This window comes from Mesobacillus sp., from assembly GCF_049588175.1.
Classification (GTDB): domain Bacteria; phylum Bacillota; class Bacilli; order Bacillales; family Cytobacillaceae; genus Mesobacillus.
On sequence record NZ_JBAVFI010000464.1, the window covers coordinates 1 to 6,573 of the forward strand.

Annotated in this window: 7 protein-coding genes and 1 pseudogene; all 8 read right to left on the bottom strand. The window is 44.7% G+C overall.

Going from position 1 to position 6,573, the window contains the following annotated elements; genetic code table 11:
- Positions 1-264 (bottom strand): annotated as a pseudogene (locus WB217_RS11325) (hypothetical protein); the annotation flags it as partial.
- Positions 265-282: 18 nt separating this feature from the next.
- A complete protein-coding gene (locus WB217_RS11330) occupies positions 283-687 on the bottom strand; it encodes a Mini-ribonuclease 3 (RefSeq protein WP_423993333.1) in 405 nt (134 codons plus the stop codon).
- Positions 688-690: 3 nt separating this feature from the next.
- Entirely contained in the window at positions 691-2,088 is a 1,398-nt protein-coding gene (gene cysS / locus WB217_RS11335) for a cysteine--tRNA ligase (protein WP_423993334.1), read from the bottom strand.
- On the bottom strand, positions 2,078-2,737 hold the full coding sequence (cysE, locus tag WB217_RS11340; protein ID WP_423993335.1) for a serine O-acetyltransferase: 660 nt from the start codon (positions 2,735-2,737) through the stop codon (positions 2,078-2,080). Before cysE ends, cysS begins: the two co-directional genes overlap by 11 nt.
- A gap of 419 nt (positions 2,738-3,156) precedes the next feature.
- Positions 3,157-4,614, bottom strand: coding sequence for a glutamate--tRNA ligase (gene gltX, locus WB217_RS11345; protein WP_423993336.1), 1,458 nt, complete (start codon positions 4,612-4,614; stop codon positions 3,157-3,159).
- Between the two features lie 80 nt (positions 4,615-4,694).
- Positions 4,695-5,171, bottom strand: a complete 477-nt coding sequence (gene ispF / locus WB217_RS11350) for a 2-C-methyl-D-erythritol 2,4-cyclodiphosphate synthase (RefSeq protein WP_423993337.1) — start codon at positions 5,169-5,171, stop codon at positions 4,695-4,697.
- Between the two features lie 60 nt (positions 5,172-5,231).
- Complete coding sequence (ispD, locus tag WB217_RS11355; RefSeq protein WP_423993338.1) at positions 5,232-5,927, bottom strand: 2-C-methyl-D-erythritol 4-phosphate cytidylyltransferase; 696 nt, start codon at positions 5,925-5,927, stop codon at positions 5,232-5,234.
- Between the two features lie 156 nt (positions 5,928-6,083).
- On the bottom strand, positions 6,084-6,573 hold a 490-nt coding region (locus WB217_RS11360), incomplete at its 5' end, for a PIN/TRAM domain-containing protein (protein WP_423993339.1).

Sequence of the window (6,573 nt, forward strand, 5' to 3'; positions counted from 1 at the left end):
ATCCTGGTTCGGGTCCTGGGTTTCGAATGGGTTCTGGTTCTGGTTCTGGTTCTGGTCATGCTGCTGCCTTTGGCTCTTATCTTGTCGTTGCCCCTTGTATTGGTCCTGTTTTTGATATGGCTTCTTGTCCCGTTCCTGGCTTTGTTTCTGATTTTGTTCCTGAGTTTTTTTCGGGCTGCGGTTCCGATCCTGTTTTTGGGTCTGGAACTGATCCTGTTTCTTATTCTGTTTCGGGTTCCGGCTCTGTTTCTGTTTCTGGCTCATGTGGAATGTTCCTCCCATCTATTCTTCAGCAAGTGCAAATATCGTAGTAATCAGTTCTTCTATCCGTTCCTCATTGCCTGCAAGATACAAAGAACCGATCAGTGCCTCAAATGCTGTGCTGTAACGGTAAGTTTGGACATCGGTGTTTCTGGGGACAGATCCTGATTTCGCATTGCGGCCTCTTTTTACAATCGTTACTTCTGATTCGGACAATGCCTCCATCTCAAACAGTTTATGGAGAAATTTCGCCTGTGATTTTGCCGATACATACGCTGTCGCTTCTTTATGCAGCTGGTTTGGCCTTACCTTACCGCTTTGCAGCAGGTGATGCCGGACATAAAGTTCAAATACGGCATCTCCCATATAAGCAAGCGCAAGACTATTCAATTGTTTTTCATCAACTTTTTGTTCATAATGCAGCATCATTTAGCCTCTTTTCCATCTGATGCCTTGCGGAGTATCTTCAATGATGATGTTCATTTCCTTCAGCTGATCGCGAATCTCATCCGCAAGCTTGAAGTTCCTGTCTTTTCGGGCCTGGGTCCGCTTTTCGATCAGCGCTTCAATTTCTTCATCAAGCAATTCTTCGTCCTTTAATGACAAGCCGAGAACACCAAATAGTGTTTCAAATTCATTCATGAATGCTTTTATTACTTCTACAGCCGTATTTTTCTCCATCAAATACAGATTCGATAACTTAGAAAGCTCAAATAGGTTCGATATTCCATTGGCAGTATTGAAATCGTCATCCATATCCTTGATGAATTGCTCATGGAGCGATGCAATTTTACCAAGCCATTCCTGATTATTCTCTGTAAGATTAGCACTTGCATCCATTCGATGCTTTAAGTTCTGGTAAGATGTTTTCAAGCGTTCAAAGGCAGCCTTTGTATTTTCGAGCAGCTCTTCGCTGTAGTTAATCGGATTGCGGTAATGCACCGAAAGCATGAAGAATCTTAATACCTGCGGATCATGCTTTTTAATGATGTCATGCACTGTGACAAAATTGCCAAGTGATTTTGACATTTTTTCATTGTCGATATTGATATAGCCATTGTGCATCCAATAGCGGGCAAATGTTTTGCCAGTTAAAGCCTCTGACTGGGCAATCTCATTTTCGTGGTGTGGGAACGCTAAATCCTGTCCGCCAGCATGGATATCGATTGTATCCCCTAGATATTCCCGCGCCATAGCCGAGCACTCGATGTGCCAGCCTGGACGGCCTTTGCCCCACGGGCTATCCCAGGAGATTTCTCCTTCCTTCGCCGTTTTCCAAAGCACGAAATCAAGAGCATCCTGCTTCTTTTCTCCAACCTGGATTCTTGCTCCCACCTTCAATTCATCAATTGATTGGTGTGAAAGCTTCCCATACTCATCGAACTTCTTCGTGCGGTAATAGACGTCACCGCCTGATACATATGCAAAGTCTTTCTCGATCAATGCACTGATAAAATCAATGATCAGGTCCATCGTTTCGGTGACCCTTGGATGAACATCTGCTTTTTTGCAGCCAAGAGCGTGGACATCTTCAAAATAGGCATTGATGAAACGTTGTGCGATTGCCGGAACGTCTTCACCCAATTCGTTTGCAGCCTTGATCAGCTTATCATCCACATCCGTGAAATTTGATACAAATCGGACATCATAGCCACGGAATTCCAGATAGCGCCGAACCGTATCGAAAACAATAGCCGGACGGGCATTTCCAATATGAATGTAGTTATAGACAGTAGGTCCGCAAACATACATTTTAACTTTTCCCTCTTCCAGAGGTATAAACTCGTCTTTATTCCTAGTTAATGTGTTATAGATTTTAATACCCATTTCCCATGCCCCTTCCTTGCTTCGCTTCTTCCAGTTCTTTTCTTAGTCTAGACAGCTCTTCCTCGATATCCTTGCATCTGTCAGACACAGGATCCGGCAAATCCCGGTGATTCAGGTCCTTTTTGATTCTGACGCCATCCTGGATGACGATTTTACCCGGTATCCCGACAACGGTTGAGTTTGGCGGTACATCCTTGAGAACGACAGATCCTGCACCCACCTTAGAATTTTCTCCAATCGTGATCGAACCTAATACCTTTGCACCTGTCGCGATCAGCGCATTGTCTTTTACTGTCGGGTGTCGTTTGCCTTTTTCCTTCCCCGTTCCACCAAGGGTAACCCCCTGGAATACCGTTACATTATCGCCAATTTCACATGTCTCCCCGATGACAATTCCCATCCCGTGGTCGATGAAGAAACGCCTGCCAATCTTGGCTCCCGGGTGGATCTCAATCCCCGTGAAAAAGCGGCTGATTTGCGAAATGACTCTCGCGAGAAAATAAAATTTCCGTTTGTAGAATGCATGTGCCAATCGATGAGACCAAATGGCATGCAAACCGGAATAAGTAAGGATCACTTCCAGAGCGCTTCTGGCTGAAGGATCCTGGTCAAAGACCACATCTATATCTTCCTTGATCATTTTAAACACGGTGAAATCCCCCTTTATTAAGCATTTTCTTGGCTGCCGGACAGCCTTAAATAAAATAAAAAAGCGCCCCTGTCGTTAAACGACAGAGACGCTTGGATGCGCGGTTCCACTCTGTTTAGGTCCGCAACATTAATTGATGCAGCCTCAACTTTAGCCTGTTAACGGGAGGTCCCGCCCAATACTACTAAGACAACTGCTGTCTGTTCGTAAAGGGACTCAGAGGCGCATTTCAAACAATGAGAGGCCTGAACCACTTTCAGCCGGTGATGGTTCTCTCTAATAAGCGTCATTCTTCTACTTTTCCTCTTCAACACTTTAAGATTTATGGAATTACTCTTACTATATTATATTTTCGTTGATCTGTTAACTAAAAGAACTTAAAAAAGTTATTAGCCTAAGTTTTATCACTAAAAAGCCAATTAGCCCAACAGCTTTGTGACTCTTTCCATCACTTTTTCTTTTCCGATCAGTTCAATTGCAAGCATCAGGTCTGGACCATGAGTCTGGCCTGTTGCAGCCGCCCTGACAGGCATGAATAGCTTTTGGCCCTTTTGGCCAGTCGCCTTTTGGACAGCCTTAACTGCTGCTTTAATAGCGTCAGCCTTGAACTCCTCAAGCTGCTCGATTTCTGCAAGGAAAGCTCTCAAAACCTCTGGAACCTGCTCACCAGCAAGGACTTCTTTTGCTTCCTCATCATAGTTTACCTCATCGCGGAAAAATAAATCCGACATCTCGACGATTTCTGCTCCGAAACTCATCTTATCGTGATACAGAGAAATCAGGCTGCGAACCCATGCATTCTCTTCCTCAGTACGATTTTCATTGACCTTACCAGCTTTCAATAGGTGCGGAAGTGCAAGTTCAACTACGCGGTCCAAATCAGCTTTTTTCATATACTGATTGTTCATCCACGCAAGCTTTTGCTGATCAAACAAGGCAGGTGATTTCGAAAGTCTTTCTGGGTCAAAAATCTCAATGAATTCTTCTTTTGAGAAGATTTCCTCTTCACCTGAAGGAGACCATCCAAGCAATGTGATGAAATTGAATAATGCTTCAGGAAGGTATCCAAGCTCTTCGTACTGCTCAATGAACTGGATGATCGATTCGTCACGCTTGCTAAGCTTCTTGCGGCTTTCGTTGACGATTAGCGTCATATGCCCGAATACTGGCGGTTCCCAGCCAAATGCTTCATAAATCACAAGCTGCTTTGGCGTGTTTGAAATATGATCATCCCCGCGAAGAACGTGAGAAATCTTCATCAAATGGTCATCAAGGACAACAGCGTAGTTATACGTAGGTGTACCATCTTTCTTGACGATGACAAAGTCACCCATTCCATCAGATTCAAAACTTACCTGGCCTTTTACCATATCTTCGAATGCGATGATTTTGCCTGCAGGCACCTTGAAACGAATGCTCGGCTGGCGTCCCTCTTTCTCAAATTGCTCTTGCTGTTCTGCTGTCAAATGGCGGCACTTTCCAGAGTAATGAGGAGTCTCATTGCGGGCAGCCTGCTCTTCGCGTTCAGCCTCAAGTTCTTCCTCTGTGCAGTAACACTTATAGGCGAGCCCTTTTTCCAAAAGTTCCTGATTGTATTTCTCATAAATATGGTTACGTTCTGATTGGCGGTATGGGCCGTATTCTCCACCTACATCGACACTCTCATCCCAGTCGATGCCAAGCCATTGAAGGTACTTAAGCTGGCTTTGCTCTCCACCCTCGATATTGCGTTTCTTGTCTGTATCTTCAATACGGATGATGAACTTTCCGCCTCTATTGCGTGCGTATAAATAATTAAAAAGTGCTGTACGGGCGTTCCCGATATGTAAATGCCCAGTCGGACTCGGCGCATAACGCACTCGAATATCTGATGACATAGTGAATCCTCCTCTAATATTGCTGTCCATTATTGTATCATTTCCAATGGTAAAAGCGGAAGTGCCTCGGATGATTGGTTTTACACTTTTTTCAGTAAAACAACAGCCTGAGCGGCTATGCCTTCTTCCCTGCCTGCGAAACCTAGCTTTTCTGTCGTAGTCGCCTTTACATTCACCTGGTCAGGGGTTCCGCCTAAAAGAGCGGCAATCCTTTGGCGCATCGGCTCAATGTGCGGTGCCATCTTTGGTTTTTGGGCGATGATCGTGCAATCTATGTTAACAAGCTCATACCCTTTTCCTTTCACGATTCCCCATACATGCTCAAGTAATTTGGCGGAATCTGCATCCTTGAACTCGGGGTCAGTATCCGGGAAATGCCTTCCGATATCCCCTTCTCCAATTGCTCCAAGGCATGCATCTGCAACTGTATGTAAAAGTACATCCGCATCCGAGTGGCCGAGCAGGCCTTTTTCATAAGGAATCGTAATGCCGCCAATAATCAACGGGCGTCCTTCGGTCAGCTGGTGTACATCGAATCCTTGTCCAATACGAAACATAATGAATAACTCCTTTTGTAATAGGCTTTATTTTATACGGTAGTTTTGTAAAAAAATCTACTATTTCCCTGACTCTTTCCGTTTGCGCAAGATCGCTTCGGCAAAATATAAATCTTCAGGCGTGGTCAGCTTAATATTATCATAGTCACCTTCAATGATGGCGACTTGATGTGGAAGCCTTTCGACAAGACTGGATTCGTCCGTCCCAATAAATTGTTCGCTCACAGCCTTGTTATGCGCTTCAAGCAAAATGGAAACGCGAAAAGCCTGCGGGGTCTGGACTGCCCACAAGCTTGAGCGCTCAACCGTTTCGATTACCTGGCTGTTCACCGCTTTTTTGATCGTATCTTTAACCGGAACCGCAACGATTGCCCCGCCCTGTTTGCTTGCTGCTTCCACTAGTGCATGGATCGTTTCAGCTTTTATAAAAGGCCTCGCCGCATCATGCACAAGGACAACACCCTCAAATGATCCAAGCACCTTCAGTCCGTTATAAACACTGTCCTGCCGTTCCTTCCCGCCGAAGACGAGTGAGGATACTTTATGAATCCCGTATTCTTTCAATAATAGCTTAAATTCAGCCTCATCATCCGGATGGATGGCGAGAATGATACCCGAGCATTCCAAATCGGAATCAAACACCTTTAATGTATGGATGAGGACAGGTACTCCTTCAAGTGTTAAAAGAAGCTTGTTTTTTCCTGCTCCCATTCTCTTGCCCTGTCCCGCTGCCGGGATAATGACCTGATAAGGCATACGAAAACTCCAATCTATTTTTTACAGATGAACGGGCAGCTAAGACCCCAGCTTCAGTCCTTCAAGAAGGTAAGCGGGACATAACTGCCCATAAATACTGATTCATCATATAGTCATGACTGGGAGAAACCAGAAACTATAAATGGCTGAACCAAATTATAATGCTTTTTCCAATAATTTAGGCTTTGCAAAAATCATTCTGCCTGCAGAAGTCTGCAGCACACTCGTTACAAGCACATCAATTCGCTTACCGATGTAGTCGCGGCCTTCCTCAACAACGATCATCGTGCCGTCGTCAAGATATGCGACACCCTGATTGTGTTCTTTTCCATCCTTGATTACCTGGATGTTCATTTCTTCTCCAGGGAGGACCACAGGTTTTACCGCATTTGCAAGGTCATTGATATTCAGCACAGCAACCTTTTGCAATTCACATACTTTGTTCAAGTTGAAATCGTTCGTTACTACAACACCGTTTGTCAGCTTCGCAAGTTTCACAAGCTTGCTGTCCACTTCCTGAATATCGTCAAAATCGCCTTCATAAATCTCTACCTTAATCCTAAGCTCCTTTTGGATGCGGTTAAGGATGTCCAATCCGCGGCGGCCGCGATTTCGCTTTAGCACGTCGGATGAATCAGCAATATGC